Source organism: Aeromonas bivalvium (genome assembly GCF_000819765.1).
GTDB classification, from domain to species: domain Bacteria; phylum Pseudomonadota; class Gammaproteobacteria; order Enterobacterales; family Aeromonadaceae; genus Aeromonas; species Aeromonas bivalvium.
Map to the genome: position 1 here is coordinate 112,009 of NZ_CDBT01000055.1, position 12,427 is coordinate 124,435.

General features: G+C 58.1%; 14 protein-coding genes. All 14 read left to right on the plus strand.

What is annotated here, in order from left to right; genetic code table 11:
- The first annotated feature begins 85 nt into the window (after positions 1 to 85).
- The 14 genes from mioC to BN1119_RS16315 all read left to right on the plus strand — a co-directional run bounded on the left by mioC (position 86) and on the right by BN1119_RS16315 (position 12,384).
- The gene (gene mioC, locus BN1119_RS16250; RefSeq protein ID WP_042000382.1) at positions 86 to 535 is read left to right on the plus strand and encodes an FMN-binding protein MioC; all 450 of its coding nucleotides are present in this window, start codon (positions 86 to 88) and stop codon (positions 533 to 535) included.
- A gap of 518 nt (positions 536 to 1,053) precedes the next feature.
- A complete protein-coding gene (mnmG, locus tag BN1119_RS16255; protein ID WP_042000385.1) occupies positions 1,054 to 2,943 on the plus strand; it encodes a tRNA uridine-5-carboxymethylaminomethyl(34) synthesis enzyme MnmG in 1,890 nt (629 codons plus the stop codon).
- A 21-nt stretch (positions 2,944 to 2,964) separates the two neighbouring features.
- On the plus strand, positions 2,965 to 3,582 hold the full coding sequence (gene rsmG, locus BN1119_RS16260; protein ID WP_042000485.1) for a 16S rRNA (guanine(527)-N(7))-methyltransferase RsmG: 618 nt from the start codon (positions 2,965 to 2,967) through the stop codon (positions 3,580 to 3,582).
- A 34-nt stretch (positions 3,583 to 3,616) separates the two neighbouring features.
- Positions 3,617 to 4,420: a ParA family protein gene (locus BN1119_RS16265; RefSeq protein WP_042000388.1), complete on the plus strand. Its 804-nt coding sequence runs from the start codon at positions 3,617 to 3,619 to the stop codon at positions 4,418 to 4,420.
- Positions 4,417 to 5,325 carry a ParB/RepB/Spo0J family partition protein gene (locus BN1119_RS16270; RefSeq protein ID WP_042000390.1) on the plus strand — a complete coding sequence of 303 codons (909 nt, stop codon included), beginning with the start codon at positions 4,417 to 4,419 and terminating at the stop codon, positions 5,323 to 5,325. Before BN1119_RS16265 ends, BN1119_RS16270 begins: the two co-directional genes overlap by 4 nt.
- A gap of 207 nt (positions 5,326 to 5,532) precedes the next feature.
- A complete protein-coding gene (locus BN1119_RS16275; protein WP_042000392.1) occupies positions 5,533 to 5,922 on the plus strand; it encodes an ATP synthase subunit I in 390 nt (129 codons plus the stop codon).
- Positions 5,923 to 5,930: 8 nt separating this feature from the next.
- A complete protein-coding gene (gene atpB, locus BN1119_RS16280) occupies positions 5,931 to 6,710 on the plus strand; it encodes a F0F1 ATP synthase subunit A (protein ID WP_042000394.1) in 780 nt (259 codons plus the stop codon).
- A gap of 39 nt (positions 6,711 to 6,749) precedes the next feature.
- Positions 6,750 to 6,977: a F0F1 ATP synthase subunit C gene (gene atpE, locus BN1119_RS16285; protein ID WP_370881544.1), complete on the plus strand. Its 228-nt coding sequence runs from the start codon at positions 6,750 to 6,752 to the stop codon at positions 6,975 to 6,977.
- Positions 6,978 to 7,034: 57 nt separating this feature from the next.
- Complete coding sequence (atpF, locus tag BN1119_RS16290; RefSeq protein ID WP_042000487.1) at positions 7,035 to 7,505, plus strand: F0F1 ATP synthase subunit B; 471 nt, start codon at positions 7,035 to 7,037, stop codon at positions 7,503 to 7,505.
- A gap of 13 nt (positions 7,506 to 7,518) precedes the next feature.
- Entirely contained in the window at positions 7,519 to 8,052 is a 534-nt protein-coding gene (gene atpH / locus BN1119_RS16295) for a F0F1 ATP synthase subunit delta (RefSeq protein WP_042000399.1), read from the plus strand.
- Between the two features lie 15 nt (positions 8,053 to 8,067).
- The gene (gene atpA / locus BN1119_RS16300; RefSeq protein WP_042000403.1) at positions 8,068 to 9,609 is read left to right on the plus strand and encodes a F0F1 ATP synthase subunit alpha; all 1,542 of its coding nucleotides are present in this window, start codon (positions 8,068 to 8,070) and stop codon (positions 9,607 to 9,609) included.
- A gap of 42 nt (positions 9,610 to 9,651) precedes the next feature.
- Positions 9,652 to 10,518 carry a F0F1 ATP synthase subunit gamma gene (gene atpG / locus BN1119_RS16305; RefSeq protein ID WP_042000406.1) on the plus strand — a complete coding sequence of 289 codons (867 nt, stop codon included), beginning with the start codon at positions 9,652 to 9,654 and terminating at the stop codon, positions 10,516 to 10,518.
- A gap of 33 nt (positions 10,519 to 10,551) precedes the next feature.
- On the plus strand, positions 10,552 to 11,940 hold the full coding sequence (atpD, locus tag BN1119_RS16310) for a F0F1 ATP synthase subunit beta (RefSeq protein WP_042000409.1): 1,389 nt from the start codon (positions 10,552 to 10,554) through the stop codon (positions 11,938 to 11,940).
- Positions 11,941 to 11,958: 18 nt separating this feature from the next.
- Complete coding sequence (locus tag BN1119_RS16315; RefSeq protein WP_042000414.1) at positions 11,959 to 12,384, plus strand: F0F1 ATP synthase subunit epsilon; 426 nt, start codon at positions 11,959 to 11,961, stop codon at positions 12,382 to 12,384.
- Positions 12,385 to 12,427 lie beyond the last annotated feature (43 nt).

Below are 12,427 nucleotides of genomic sequence, written 5' to 3' on the forward strand. Positions count from 1 at the left end.
CGAATATCCCCAAGGCTTATCCATATTTATCCACATGCTTTGGCGGTAGAATCCGGATCCTCATCGCATCAGGAATCATATCGTCATGGCCAAATTCAACCTCATCGTTGGCTCCATGCTGGGCGCCGCCGAGTATGTCGCCGACCACCTTGCTCAGCAGATCGAACAGGAGGGCCACCAGACAGAGATCCATAACCCTGCCCGCCTGGCGACCATCATGGCCGAGCCTGACGCCATAATGCTGATCGTCACCTCGACCCATGGCGCCGGGGACGTGCCGGACAATCTCCAGCCCTTCGCAAAAGATCTTTCCGAGCAAAAACCGGATCTTGCCGCGTTTCGTTACGGGGTAGTCGCCCTGGGAGACAGCAGCTACGACACCTTCTGCGCCGGCGGCAAGACCCTGGATCGCCTGTTGCACGAGTGCGGAGCCAGCCGGATCGGCGAGCGGCTGGAGATAGATGTCACCCGCTACGAGATCCCGGAAGATGCCGCCCAGGCCTGGATCCACCCCTGGCTCGCCTCGATCCCCTGATCAAAGAGGGAGATCCCCGGCCAGGAGACGATCTCCCCTCCTCCCCCCGGATTGACTATCCACCAGGTTATTCACATTCCGATCCGGCAGACTTGTTCTACATGCTTACCCACAGCAATCGGGGTGGATGTGGATAAGTATGGCTCAAACCTCTGTAAAACCTATAGTTATCCTATGTGCTAGTTATCTACAGATCCGGTGCTGTGTATAAATACCCTGGTTGTCCCCCGGTTCCCCGGGCCAGGATCCAAGCTTTTCCACAGGCTGGGATCGTCTTTAAGATAATGATCTTTATGATCAAAAAGTGCTTATCAACAGAAACCCCGGATCCTAATAAAAGATCCAGTAAAAGATCGATCTAAAGATCCTTAAGATCTACTAACGGATCCTGATCCCCCAAAGGCGATCAACTAGACGTTTCACTGAGCACGTGAAACAGATAGAATGTTTGCCCCCTTGATACGGGGTTTTAGACGGCAAACAAAACGATCTCAGGCGTGCAGATCAAGGTGATCCCAATGCAATACCATGAACAATTTGATGTGATCGTCGTCGGTGGCGGTCATGCAGGAACCGAGGCGGCGGCGGCTTCTGCCCGCATGGGCATGAATACCCTGCTGCTGACTCACAACATCGATACCCTGGGCCACATGTCGTGCAACCCGGCGATCGGTGGGATCGGTAAGGGACACCTGGTCAAGGAAATCGACGCCCTCGGCGGGATCATGGCCCGTGCCATCGATCTTGGCGGGATCCAGTTTCGCACCCTCAACTCCTCCAAGGGCCCGGCAGTGCGTGCCACTCGTGCCCAGGCGGATCGTCTGCTCTACAAGGCGGCGGTACGGGAGATGCTGGAGAATCAGCCGAACCTGAAGATCTTCCAGCAGGCCTGTGACGATCTCATCATGGACGGAGATCGTGTCGCCGGTGTCGTGACCCAGAGCGGGATCCGTTTTCACGGCAAGACGGTGGTACTGACCGTTGGCACCTTCCTCAACGGCTTGATCCACATCGGCATGGACAACTACAAGGGCGGCCGCGCCGGGGATCCTCCCTCGATCGCCCTCGCCCAGCGCCTGCGGGAACTGCCCCTGCGCATCGACCGCCTCAAGACGGGCACTCCGCCACGGATCGATGCCCGCAGTGTCGATTTCTCCGTGATGCAGGCCCAGGCGGGCGACACGCCGACCCCGGTATTCTCCTTCATCGGTGATGCCAGCCAGCATCCGCGCCAGATCTCCTGCTTCGTGACCCACACCAACGAGCAGACCCACGAGGTGATCCGCAACAACCTGGATCGCAGCCCCATGTACGCCGGGGTGATCGAGGGGATTGGCCCGCGCTACTGCCCGTCGATCGAGGACAAGATCACCCGTTTCGCCGACAAGACGGCGCACCAGATCTTCGTGGAGCCGGAAGGGCTGACCACTCACGAGCTTTACCCGAACGGGATCTCCACCAGCCTGCCGTTCGACGTGCAGGTACAGATCGTCCGTTCGATCCGCGGCTTCGAAAATGCCCACATCACCCGTCCCGGCTATGCCATCGAATATGACTTCTTCGATCCGCGGGATCTCAAGGCGAACATGGAGAGCAAGTGCATCCCCAATCTGTTCTTCGCCGGCCAGATCAACGGCACCACGGGTTACGAAGAGGCCGGAGCCCAGGGCCTGCTGGCGGGGCTGAACGCCGCCCTGCGCGCCCAGGACAAGGATCCCTGGCATCCCCGTCGGGATCAGGCCTACATGGGCGTGATGATGGACGACCTCTCCACCCTGGGGACCCGCGAGCCCTATCGCATGTTCACCAGCCGCGCCGAATACCGGCTGCTGCTGCGGGAAGACAACGCTGACTTGCGTCTGACCCCGGCCGGCCGCGAGCTGGGCCTGGTGGACGATGAGCGCTGGGCCAGGTTCAACAGCAAACTGGAGTCGGTGGAGCAGGAGCGTCAGCGTCTGCGCAGCACCTGGATCCATCCCCTGCATGTGGCCGTGCCTGGCATCAATGCCCTGGTCAACACCCCCATCAGCCGGGAACACAGCCTGGAAGAGCTGATGCGTCGCCCGGAAGTGACCTATGACGCCCTGATGGCGATCGAGGGGGTGGGCCCGGCCCTCGCGGATCCGGCCGCCGCCGATCAGGTGGAGATCCAGATCAAGTACGCCGGTTACATCGATCGTCAGCAGGACGAGGTGGAGAAGCAGCTGCGCAACGAAAGCACCCTGTTGCCGCTGGACATGGATTACCGCGACGTCAACGGTCTCTCCAACGAGGTGATCGCCAAGCTCAACGATGCCAAGCCCCAGACCATAGGTCAGGCGTCCCGCATCTCCGGCATCACACCGGCGGCCATCTCCATCCTGCTGGTACACCTGAAAAAACACGGTTTGCTGCGTAAAACCGCCTGAGGATCCTTGCCCTTGGAAAACATGCTGGAAAGATTGAACGGCCTGCTCGCGCAGGCCGATATCGTTATAACTGAGACTCAAAAGACCCAACTTATCAAGCTGGTCGAGTTGCTGCACAAGTGGAACAAGGCTTACAATCTCACCTCGGTGCGCGAGCCTGACGCCATGCTGGTCAAGCATATCCTCGACAGCCTGGTGGTGAGCCCTCACCTGCGCGGTGAACGCTTCATCGACGTGGGAACCGGCCCGGGTCTGCCGGGTCTGCCGCTCGCCATCATCAACCCGGACAAGCAGTTCGTGCTGCTCGACAGCCTGGGCAAGCGGATCAGCTTCATCCGCCAGGTGACTCAGGAGCTGGGACTCACCAACGTGACCCCCGTGCTGAGCCGGGTGGAAGCCTATCAGCCCGAACAGGGCTTCGATGGCGTGCTGAGCCGGGCCTTTGCTTCCCTGGAGGACATGCTGACCTGGTGTCACCACCTGCCGTCCGAGGAGGGCAGCTTCCTGGCGCTCAAGGGACAATACCCGGCGCAGGAGCTGGCCCAGTTGCCGGCCAATATCCGCCTGGTGGCCTCCCATCCCCTGGTGGTGCCCGAGCTGGAAGGCGAGCGTCACCTGCTGGAGTTTAAAACCATCTAGCCCGCTTGGGCTGCCGTTTCATTGAGGGGATAGTGTGGGAAAAGTCATCGCCATAGCCAACCAGAAGGGTGGGGTCGGAAAAACCACCACCTGCGTGAACCTGGCGGCCTCCATGGCGGCTACTCGCCGCAAGGTGCTGGTGATCGATCTGGATCCCCAGGGCAATGCCACCATGGGCAGCGGCGTCGACAAGTATGACGTCGAACGTACCGCCTACGAGCTGCTGATCGAAGATACCCCGGTGCGGGAAGTGATCGTCACCGACACCTCTGGCGGCTATCACCTGATCGCCGCCAACGCCGACGTGACCGCGGCCGAAATTCGCCTCATGGAGTTCTTCGCCCGGGAGATTCGGCTGCGCAACGCCATCGCCTCGGTGCGCGACAAGTACGATTACATCTTCATCGACTGTCCCCCCTCCCTCAACATGTTGACCGTCAACGCCATGGCCGCCGCCGACTCCGTGCTGGTGCCCATGCAGTGCGAATACTATGCCCTGGAGGGGCTGACCGCCCTGGTCGACACCATCAGCAAGCTGGCCGCCGTGGTCAATCCGGATCTCAAGATCGAGGGGGTGCTGCGCACCATGTTCGATCACCGCAACCGGCTGGCCAATGATGTGTCCGATCAGCTTAAACAGCACTTCGGGGACAAGGTCTATCGCACCATCATCCCCCGCAACGTGCGGCTGGCGGAGGCGCCGAGCTTCGGAGCCCCGGCCATGCACTATGACAAATCATCGGTGGGTGCCAAGGCCTATCTGGCTCTGGCTGGCGAGATACTGCGCCGCCAGGAGCAGGCGCCACAGGCGGCCATCGCAGATCGAGAGAGCATATGACCCCGAAAAAACGTGGGCTGGGCAAGGGGCTGGATGCCCTGCTCAGCACCAGCACGGCCGCGCGCCAGAAACAGGTGATGAGCGATCAGCGCACCGAAGAGGCCATGGCCCCCGCCCCCCAGGGCGAGCTGCGCAAGCTGCCGGTGGAGTGGCTGCGTTCGGGCAAGTATCAGCCGCGCAAGGACATGTCCCAGGACGCGCTGGACGATCTCGCCAACTCCATTCGCGCCCAGGGGGTGATCCAGCCCATAGTGGTGCGCCCCCTCGGCGAGCAGTCGTTCGAGATCATCGCCGGCGAGCGGCGCTGGCGCGCCTCCCAGCTCGCCCGGCTCGAGGTGGTGCCCTGCATCGTCAAGGACGTGCCCGACGAGGCCGCCGTGGCCATCGCCCTGATTGAGAACATCCAGCGCGAAGATCTCAACGCCATCGAGGAAGCCGTCGCCCTGCAGCGGCTGCTGACCGAGTTCGAGCTGACCCACCAGCAGGTGGCCGAGGCGGTGGGCAAGTCCCGCACCACGGTGACCAACCTGCTGCGCCTCAATCAGCTCAACGACGACGTGAAGCGGTTCGTGGAGCATGGCGACCTCGACATGGGTCATGCCCGTGCCCTGCTGGCCTTGAGCGGCCCGGCCCAGTCCGAGCTGGCCAAACTGGTGGCCCAGAAGGGGTTGACCGTGCGAGATACCGAGCGCTTGGTGCAAAAAACATTGGAACCGGCAAAAACCAGGGTTGAACCGGTTCGGGATCCGCAATTTGCTTACCTCGAGCGTCAGATTTCCGAAAAAATTGGTAATCAGGTGCAATTGCAGCAAGGCAAACAGGATAGTGGTAAGTTAGTAATAAGTTACGAGAACTTGGCCGATTTGGATCGGGTTTTGGGCTATTTTGGCCTGTCAGAATCGTGATTTTTACGCTTTGTGTAGTAATAAAACATCCATTCCTTTCGATATGAACATAACCTTAATTTTGTGCGGAAAGCCGCAAAATTTAAGGGTTTTTGCCATGTTGCAATAGCTGTCTTCAAGGGTATAATTTGACCGGCTTTTGGGGCTGTAAATTCGTGCATGCCAACATGTCGTTTTTTACAGTTCTGTAATGTTCAGGGGGCGTAGGTGAAGCAGAAATTGGCCTGGAAAGGTTTGACACTGGCCCTGGCGATGATGGCTTGCCAACTCACCCTGATCCTGGCTGTAAGTGCCGCTTGGGTTCACCTGAAGGGCATTTCGGCTGGATATGCGTCCCTCTATGGGGGAGGCATATACCTGATTCCACAACTCCTGTTCAGTCTGTTTACGTTGAACCGGAACCTCGGCCCCGGGAGTGCGGGCTGGGTATTGTGGGATTTTTATGTTGGAGCAGGGATCAAGCTGGTAAGTACCGTCGCACTCTTCGTGGCAGTGCTCTCGTACGTCGAGGTGGATCACCTTCCCCTCTATGTCACCTATTCGCTCTCCCTGTTTTTCCAATGGGTCATCACGATCGTTCTCAATAACCGCTACTAGGAAAACTCATGGCTGCAACCGGAGAAGCCCTGACTACTCAGGGATACATCTCCCACCACCTGCACCATCTGCAAGTGGGTTCGGGGTTCTGGACGGTAAATATCGACTCCATGATATTTTCCGTTATCCTCGGCGCTCTGTTTATCTGGATATTCCGCAAGGTGGCTGCTACGGCGACCAGCGGTGTACCGGGCAAGCTTCAGTGTTTTGTAGAAATGGTTGTCGAGTTTGTGGATGACACCGTCAAGGGTATCTTCCACGGTAAGAGCAAGCTGATCGCTCCGCTGGCACTGACCGTGTTCATCTGGGTTTTCCTGATGAACTTGATGGATCTCATCCCGGTTGACTACCTGCCCTACACAGCACAAGTGCTGGGCATCCCCTACTTGCGAGTAGTTCCTTCCGCCGATGTTAACATCACCATGTCCATGGCCCTGGGTGTCTTCGCCTTGATCATCATCTACAGCATCAAGATGAAGGGCGTCTCGGGTTTTGTGAAAGAGTTGACCCTCAACCCTTTCAATCACTGGGCAATGATCCCTGTTAACCTCGCGTTGGAGTTGGTTACCCTGCTGTCCAAGCCCATCTCTCTGGGTCTGCGTCTGTTTGGTAACATGTATGCCGGTGAACTGGTGTTTATCCTGATCGCTGGTCTGCTACCGTGGTGGTCCCAATGGCTCCTTAGTGTGCCCTGGGCGCTGTTCCACATTCTGGTAATTACTCTGCAAGCCTTTATCTTCATGGTATTGACCATTGTCTATTTGTCGATGGCCAGTGAAGACCATTAATCCTGTTACGTTTACTAGCTCTGTTTGGAGAATATAAAGATGGAAATGATTTACTTCGCCGCTGCAATCATGCTGGGTATGGCCGCTGTTGGTGCCGCTATCGGTATCTCTCTGCTGGGTGGCAAGTTCCTGGAAGGCGCCGCTCGTCAACCTGACCTGATGCCTATCCTGCGTACCAACTTCTTCATCGTAATGGGTCTGGTCGACGCTATCCCGATGATCGTGGTCGGTATGGCTCTGTACCTGATCTTCGGGGTTGCAGCCTGATAAGTGATGCGGTTGTTATCACTTTCTTTTTAAATTTCATATAGAGAGGTCTTGGTTGTGAGTATCAATGCCACCCTCCTCGGTCAGACACTTGCTTTCATCATTTTTGTCTGGTGCTGCATGAAGTTCGTATGGCCGCCGCTGATGGCTGCCATCGAAGCCCGTCAGAAAGCTATCTCTGACGGACTCTCTTCAGCAGAGCGTGCCAAAAAAGATCTGGACTTGGCCAAGGCCAACGCCAGCGATCAGCTGAAAGAAGCCAAGCGTCAGGCTGCCGAAATCATTGAACAGGCCAACAAACGCAAGGCCCAGATCATCGATGAGGCGGCAACCGGTGCCCAGGCTGAGCGGGAGAAAATCCTGGCTCAAGGCCGTGCCGAGATCGACGCTGAACGTCATCGTGCCAAAGAAGAACTGCGCAAGCAGGTTGCTGCTCTTGCCATTGCGGGCGCAGAGAAGATCCTGGCGCGCCACATCGACCAGGCTGCCAACAGCGACATCGTCGACAAACTGGTAGCAGAACTGTAACGGGAACGGGGCCATGTCTGAACTGACTACTATCGCTCGCCCCTACGCCAAGGCTGCTTTCGAGTTTGCCGTTGAGCACAAGGCGGTGGACCAATGGCTGGAGATGCTCGATTTCGCGGCGCAAGTCGTGGAGAACGAGACCATCCACTCCATGGTGCACGGCTCTGTGGCTGCCGAGTCCCTCGCAAACCTGTTTGTGAGTGTCTGCGGTGAACAACTCGACGCGCATGGCCAGAACCTGATCCGGGTGATGGCTGAGAATGGTCGCTTGGGTGTGCTGCCGGCGGTCGTGACCGAATATGTATTGCTCAAGGCTGAACTCGACAAAGAAGTTCAGGCTGACGTGATTTCGGCACACGAACTGACCGACCAGCAGAAGGCCGCTATTCAGGCTTCTCTGGAGCAACGTCTCGCACGCAAAGTGAAGCTGAATTGCAGCATGGATGCGTCCTTGATGGCCGGAGTGCTCATCAAGGCCGGAGATCTGGTTATCGACGGCACAGTCCGCGGTAAGCTGGATCGCATGGCCGACGCGCTGCAATCTTGATTGGGGTATTAGAGCATGCAACTGAATTCCACTGAAATCGCCGAGCTTATCAAGCAGCGCATCGCGCAGTTTGATGTCAAGAGCGAAGCGCGCAACGAAGGTACCATCGTCTCCGTAAGCGACGGTATCATTCGTATCCACGGTCTGGCCGATGCCATGCAGGGTGAAATGATCGAGCTGCCGGGCAACCGCTTCGCTCTGGCATTGAACCTGGAGCGTGACTCCGTTGGTGCCGTGGTCATGGGTCCCTACGCCGATCTGGCCGAAGGGATGAAAGTAAAAGGGACTGGCCGCATTCTGGAAGTGCCGGTCGGTCGTGGTCTGTTGGGCCGGGTGGTCAACACCCTGGGTCAGCCTATCGACGGTAAGGGCCCCATCGACAACGACGGCTTCTCGCCGATCGAAGTCATCGCACCGGGCGTTATCGAGCGTAAGTCTGTTGACCAGCCTGTCCAGACCGGCCTGAAAGCCATCGATGCCATGATCCCCATCGGTCGTGGCCAGCGTGAGCTGATCATCGGTGACCGTCAGGTGGGCAAGACCGCCATCGCCATCGACACCATCATCAACCAGAAAGACTCTGGTATTAAGTGTGTGTACGTCGCGATCGGCCAGAAGGCTTCCACCATCGCCAACGTGGTGCGCAAGCTGGAAGAGCACGGCGCCCTGGCCAACACCATAGTCGTGGTTGCCTCCGCGTCCGAAGCCGCTGCCCTGCAGTACCTGGCGCCCTATGCCGGTTGCTCCATGGGTGAGTACTTCCGTGACCGCGGCGAAGACGCGCTCATCATCTATGATGACCTGTCCAAGCAAGCCGTGGCCTACCGCCAGATCTCCCTGCTGCTGCGCCGTCCGCCAGGACGCGAAGCCTACCCGGGTGACGTCTTCTATCTGCACTCCCGTCTGCTCGAGCGCGCCTCCCGCGTCAACGTCGAGTACGTCGAGAAGTTCACCAAGGGTGCCGTGACTGGCAAGACGGGGTCTCTGACCGCGCTGCCGATCATCGAAACCCAGGCCGGTGACGTGTCTGCGTTCGTTCCGACCAACGTGATCTCCATCACCGATGGTCAGATCTTCCTGACCACTCAGCTGTTCAACTCCGGTATTCGTCCGGCGGTTGACCCGGGTATCTCCGTATCCCGGGTAGGTGGCGCGGCCCAGACCAAGATCGTCAAGAAGCTGTCCGGTGGTATCCGTACTGCACTGGCCCAGTATCGCGAGCTGGCGGCCTTTGCCCAGTTCTCTTCCGATCTGGACGAGGCGACCCGCAAGCAGCTGGACCACGGTCAGAAAGTGACCGAGCTGATGAAGCAGAAACAGTACTCTCCGATGAGCGTCGCCCAGCAGTCGCTGGTGCTGTTCGCCGCCGAGAAGGGTTACCTCTCCGATGTCGAAATCGCCAAGATCGTCGACTTCGAAGCCGCTCTGCTCTCTTACGCCAATACCCAGCATGGTGAGCTGATGGCTGAGATCAATGCCAAGGCCGACTACAACGATGACATCGTTGGCAAGCTGACTGCGTTGCTCGATACCTTCAAGGCAACCCAGACCTGGTAAGCGTGTGTGGCAGCGCAAGCTGCCACCTGATGGAGAGAAGAGATGGCCGGCGCAAAAGAGATACGTAACAAGATCGGGAGTGTGAAGAACACTCAGAAGATCACCGGCGCTATGGAAATGGTGGCAGCAAGCAAGATGCGCCGTGCGCAGGAACGCATGTCTGCCAGCCGTCCGTACGCTGAAACCATGCGCAAGGTGATCGGCCATATCGCCCAGGGGAACTTGGAATACAAGCACCCCTACCTCATGGAACGTGAGGTCAAGCGAGTGGGTTACATCGTCGTCTCCACCGACCGTGGCCTGTGTGGCGGCCTGAACATCAACCTGTTCAAGGCAGCCCTCAACGATATGAAGCAATGGAGCGCGAAAGGAGCCAAGGTTGACCTGGCTCTGATCGGCAACAAGGCCTCCGGCTTCTTTCAGCGGCACGGTGCCAAGGTGCAAGCCCATGTCTCCGGACTGGGTGACAACCCGAGCATCAATGACCTGATCGGTTCAGTGAAGGTCATGCTGAAGGCGTACGACAACGGTGAGATAGACAAGCTGTATCTGGTGTACAACAAGTTCGTGAACACCATGGTCCAGCAACCCCGAGTCGATCAATTGCTGCCTTTGCCCGTAACAGAAGACAGCAAGCTCGCCAAGAAGCACCACTGGGATTACCTCTATGAGCCGGATCCCAAGAAGCTGCTGGATACCCTGCTGATTCGCTATGTCGAGTCCCAGGTGTACCAGGGCGTGGTGGAAAACTTGGCCAGCGAACAGGCAGCCCGAATGGTTGCCATGCAAGCCGCGACTGACAACGCCGGCAACCTGATTAACGATCTGCAACTGGTATACAACAAGGCCCGTCAGGCCAGTATCACCCAGGAGCTGACAGAGATCGTTTCCGGTGCTGCTGCGGTGTAAGGCAAGGGTTATCAAAGGTTTAGAGGATTTGACATGAGTAATGGTTTCATCGTCCAAATCATCGGCGCTGTGGTGGACATCGAGTTCCCGCAGAATGCCGTGCCCAAGGTGTACGATGCTCTGAGCGTCGTCAGCGAAGGTCAAGGCCAGGGTCTGGTGCTGGAAGTGCAGCAGCAGATCGGTGGCGGTGTCGTACGCTGCATCACCATGGGTTCCTCCGACGGTCTGCGTCGTGGGTTGGAAGTAGTTAATACCGGCAAGGCAATCCAGGTACCGGTCGGTACCTCGACCCTGGGCCGCATCATGAACGTACTGGGCGACCCCATCGACGAGAAGGGTCCGATCGGCGAAGAAGAGCGTTGGTCCATCCACCGCGAAGCCCCCAGCTACGAAGATCAGTCCAACAGCAACGACCTGCTGGAGACCGGCATCAAGGTTATCGACCTGGTATGCCCGTTCGCCAAGGGTGGTAAGGTTGGTCTGTTCGGCGGCGCCGGTGTCGGCAAGACCGTCAACATGATGGAGCTGATCCGTAACATCGCCATCGAGCACAGCGGTTACTCCGTGTTCGCCGGTGTGGGCGAGCGTACCCGTGAGGGTAACGACTTCTACCACGAGATGATGGAGTCCAACGTACTGGACAAGGTATCTCTGGTTTACGGTCAGATGAACGAGCCGCCCGGAAACCGTCTGCGCGTGGCGCTGACCGGCCTGACCATGGCCGAGAAGTTCCGTGACGAGGGTCGTGACGTCTTGTTCTTCGTGGACAACATCTACCGTTACACCCTGGCCGGTACCGAGGTATCCGCACTGCTGGGCCGTATGCCTTCCGCAGTAGGTTACCAGCCGACCCTGGCCGAGGAGATGGGTGTTCTGCAAGAGCGCATCACCTCCACCAAGACAGGTTCCATCACTTCAGTCCAGGCCGTTTACGTGCCTGCGGATGACTTGACCGACCCGTCGCCGGCGACCACCTTCGCCCACCTGGATGCGACCGTGGTACTGTCCCGTCAGATCGCGGCGCTGGGTATCTACCCGGCCGTTGACCCGCTGGACTCCACCTCCCGTCAGCTGGATCCGCTGGTGGTTGGCAAGGAGCACTACGAGACTGCTCGTGGCGTTCAGACCGTACTGCAGCGCTACAAGGAGCTGAAGGACATCATCGCCATCCTGGGTATGGATGAACTGTCAGAAGAAGACAAACTGACCGTCGCCCGTGCCCGTAAGATCGAGCGTTTCCTGTCCCAGCCGTTCTTCGTGGCCGAAGTATTTACCGGTTCTCCGGGCAAATACGTGCCGCTGAAAGAGACCATCCGTGGTTTCCAGGGCATCCTGAAAGGCGAGTATGACGATCTGCCCGAGCAGGCGTTCTACATGGTTGGCGGTATCGACGAAGTCGTCGAGAAAGCCAAGAAACTGTAAGCCTCGATAGGAGGGCCCATGGCTGAGATATCCTTTCACCTGGACGTGGTGAGCGCCGAAGGAAAGCTGTTTTCCGGTCGCGTACAATCTGCTCAGGTATCAGGCTCCGAGGGTGAGCTGGGTCTCCGCCACGGTCATGCGCCGCTGCTGACTTCCATCAAGCCGGGCCTGGTCCGCTTGGTGAAGCAGAACGGTGATGAAGAGGTGATGTACATCTCCGGCGGCATGCTGGAAGTACAACCCGAAGCCGTGACTGTGCTGGCCGATACCGCGATTCGTGCCGATGACCTGGATGAGGCGAAAGCCCAGGAAGCCAAGCGTCGTGCCGAGGAGCGGATCCACAGCTCCCATGGTGACATCGATTACGCCCAGGCCGCCACCGAGCTGGCCAAGGCGATGGCCCAACTGCGGGTTATCGATATCGTCAAAAAGAATTACCGTTAATAGCGGTACTATCAAAAGCGACCTTCGGGTCGCTTTTTTTTTG